Here is a 3,001-nt window from a genome sequence, read left to right on the forward strand (position 1 = left end):
ACCCGGATCTCCAACGCTGCCTCCTCACCCACCATCCGGGCCTCCTCCCGCAGAAGGAGCCCAGCCTACGGCCTGGGTCAGGATTCAATCGGCGACTGGGTCAGTTTCACATCGGCGGCTACATGGGTGTCGGCGATCAGTCGGAGGTTGCGGCAGAACTCTTCGACGTTCTCGTCCTTCGGGTTCTGGAAGAACGCTTCTTCCTCCAGCAGTTCCATGGTCAGGCCGTCGCTGACGCCTTCGCGATCCAGCACCGGCACCTTGTCGTTGAGGATGGGGCCGTTGTAGAGCACGCTCATCTTGTCGCGCTGGACGAGGGCCTCGACGAGTTCGGTGGCGTTGTGGGGCACGGCGCCGAGATCCTTGCGGATGCGTTCGTAGCGCAGGGCCTTCTCGTAATCCTTGACGGTCCAGCCGAGACGGGTGGTGTTCTGCTTGACCCAGGCGCGCACCTTCTGGTCGTCCTGTCCGTCGAGATCCTTGGCGATGAAGTTCGTGTCGGGAATCTCCGGTCCCTGAATCAGGGTTTGGTTGAGGAACCGAATCAGTTCGTCAACTGCCTGCTGGCGCCAGTCAAAGGTGTTGACCCCGGCAGGCCGGACTTGCTGGGTGAGGCTATTATGAGTCAAAGTGCTTCTCTAAATGAATCCGAGCCCGAAAAGGGCTGGTCCCCATTTCGGGACTAGGGCATCAAACCATGCACGTCGGTCGAGCGTCAAAATTAATTAGACGGATCGGCTTGAACCTCGTATGGGTTGTTCGTCGCCAGCCGGTGCATTTGCCGGGGCGCTGATTCATCAGTTAAGTATTTTACATGACGACGGTTTTCATCGACGCCATCGAGGATGGCGAGGGGTGCGGTATGATCGAGATGTCGGTCCACGCAACGCTCGAAGGTGTCACCCAGGCTCTGCGCGACATGGTCGAGGGTGAGTACCACTACGACAAGGACGATCTCGACGTGATGGACGCCGACGAGATCAGCGAACTCGTCGAGGACGATCACGGCAAGACCGCGAAGGTCGAGCAGCACGAGGTGCGGTCGTGAGCACCTTCAGAAGCCTCAAGACGGCGCCCGGCGCTGTCGTGGTCCACGTCAGCGATCGGCTCAACGTCGTTCGCACCGCTCCGGTCTCGAAGCGGAAGGCCAATAAGACGGCCGAACACACCCGTGACCTGATTGGAGGGTGGCGAATACTTCTTCCACGCGGTGATGGATCTCGGCTTCGTGGTCGCGTGTGAACTGATCGAGACGATGTACGCGATCGACGGTGCCACCGCTGATGGGGACGAGCCGCGTCGTCTACGTCTCGTGGACGAGGCTGATCGGTTCTCGGTCTCGCTTCAGCGGATCGAGAAGCACCCCTTCGTCTACATCTGGCACGACCGTATTGAGAAGATGACGCGGATCACCCCGATGCGCGACATCAACACCATGGACGAGTTCCAGGCGTGGCTGGTGGGGTGTAACACGCGCGACCGCGAACTGATGGGCTTTGATCCGGTGCTCGTGTGACTTCGCCCTCTATCCGCACGACCGTGCTGCTGGCTGTCACGGACGAGTGGGTCAGCCGCATTATGTACAGTGACCACTTCGACGAGGTGCTGGTTTGGCTGTTCGACCGGCCGCAGTGGCAAGGGTATCTAGAACCGATCACCTCGGCGGAGGACGACGCCCGCTGGTACGTGACCTGCCCGTCTGAACGCGACGCGATCGAGTTCAAGCTGTAGCCCTGTGCCCGCCGCCTTTGGACCAAGGACGAGGAAGTTGAAGGCCTCCTCTTCTGCAGATTTTCGCTGAAACCGGTTGACGATCGCCTGGCGTTGCGTGATCGGCGTGTCGCCGTTGATCAGATCGATGCGGGTCAGACCAAACCGCGCGCGGGCGAGCTCGATCAACCGGTACTGCATGCGCCGATGCTCGACGAAGACGAGCGCACGTTCGCGGGTCTCAGACCCCGTTTCAGAACGAGTGTGCAAGCTTGGGCATTGGGTGAGCGGCAGGCGTCGCGGGTGTTGGGGGAGTGTCTGACGCTCACCCGAGAGACCCGATGTGGACGCCCGCCGCCCGTGCCGAGCTTGCGCGCGAAACCCTGCCGTATGCAACCTGCCTGAGCGACGCCGAATGGGCCGTGCTCGCGCCGCTGCTGCCCGCCCCGGCCCGGACTGGCCGCCCGTGGCTCTGGTCGCAGCGCGCCGTCCTCGACGGCATCCTCTACGTCCTGCGCACCGGCTGCGCCTGGCGCCACCTGCCGCTCGACTTCCCACCCTGGGGAACGGTGTACCGCTGGTTCCTGCGCTGGGCCGAGGCCGGCGTGTTTGAGCGGCTGGCCCATGCCCTGACCCTGGCTGATCGCGAGCGGGTCGGGCGCGAGGCCGGACCGACGGGGGCGATCCTGGATGCGCAGGCCGCGCGCTCGGGTGGCGTCGGGGTCAAGGGCGTGCGCGGCTACGATGCCGCCAAGCGCGTCGTCGGCCGCAAGCGCCATGCGCTGACAGACACCGACGGCCGCCTGCTGATGGCCGCGGTCTCGCCCGCCGACTTGCATGACAGCCACGGTGGTGTCGCGCTCCTGCGGGCCTCGCGCCAACTCTGGCCGTTCCTCGCCCACTGCTTTGCCGATCGCGCCTATCGGGGTGAGCGGGTCGGCACGTCCACCACCATCACCGTCGAGATCGTCGAGCCCGAGGACGGGCAGACAGGTTTTGCGGTGCAGCCGAGACGCTGGGTAATCGAGCGCGCCCTGGGCTGGATCAGCCGCTGCCGCAGGCTGGCGCGCGATCACGAGGCCACCGTCTCCTCCGCGCTCGCCTTCTTCGTGCTCGCAGCCGCCATGGTTCTCGTCAGGCGTCTCGCACGAGCCTTATGAAACGGGGTCTTAGAGCGCCTAACAGAACGGCACGATTGGGTCGGTTGGGCGTTGGGGTGGTATGGCTCGCCCGCTTCTCCCTGACGATCTCTGGGCTGCGATCGCCCCCCTTCTGCCGCCGCACCCGCCTC

5 protein-coding genes are annotated in these 3,001 nt (G+C 64.0%); 3 read left to right on the top strand and 2 right to left on the bottom strand.

Annotated features, from left to right (window positions below; genetic code table 11):
• Positions 1-77: 77 nt before the first annotated feature.
• Positions 78-629 carry a hypothetical protein gene (locus ACS5PV_RS32660; RefSeq protein ID WP_455399467.1) on the bottom strand — a complete coding sequence of 184 codons (552 nt, stop codon included), beginning with the start codon at positions 627-629 and terminating at the stop codon, positions 78-80.
• A 185-nt stretch (positions 630-814) separates the two neighbouring features.
• Here ACS5PV_RS32660 and ACS5PV_RS32665 point away from each other — a divergent pair, with 185 nt between their 5' ends.
• Together ACS5PV_RS32665 and ACS5PV_RS32670 are read left to right on the top strand one after the other, a co-directional pair.
• Positions 815-1,048, top strand: a complete 234-nt coding sequence (locus ACS5PV_RS32665; RefSeq protein WP_455399468.1) for a hypothetical protein — start codon at positions 815-817, stop codon at positions 1,046-1,048.
• Between the two features lie 132 nt (positions 1,049-1,180).
• Positions 1,181-1,516, top strand: coding sequence for a hypothetical protein (locus ACS5PV_RS32670; protein WP_455399469.1), 336 nt, complete (start codon positions 1,181-1,183; stop codon positions 1,514-1,516).
• Positions 1,517-1,644: 128 nt separating this feature from the next.
• Here the strand turns inward: ACS5PV_RS32670 and ACS5PV_RS32675 are convergent, their stop codons facing one another.
• Positions 1,645-2,106: a helicase-related protein gene (locus ACS5PV_RS32675; protein WP_455399470.1), complete on the bottom strand. Its 462-nt coding sequence runs from the start codon at positions 2,104-2,106 to the stop codon at positions 1,645-1,647.
• Between ACS5PV_RS32675 and ACS5PV_RS32680 the strand changes: the two genes are divergently transcribed.
• Positions 2,052-2,870, top strand: a complete 819-nt coding sequence (locus ACS5PV_RS32680; protein ID WP_455399471.1) for an IS5 family transposase — start codon at positions 2,052-2,054, stop codon at positions 2,868-2,870. The genes ACS5PV_RS32675 and ACS5PV_RS32680 overlap by 55 nt on opposite strands.
• Positions 2,871-3,001: the final 131 nt, after the last annotated feature.

Source organism: Methylobacterium sp. Gmos1 (assembly GCF_053764715.1).

Bases quoted from the DNA above. Each gene is read 5' to 3' on its own strand.
- ACS5PV_RS32680 (WP_455399471.1), top strand. From the start codon at position 2,052: ATGTGGACGCCCGCCGCCCGTGCCGAGCTTGCGCGCGAAACCCTGCCG.
- ACS5PV_RS32665 (WP_455399468.1), top strand. From the start codon at position 815: ATGACGACGGTTTTCATCGACGCCATCGAGGATGGCGAGGGGTGCGGT.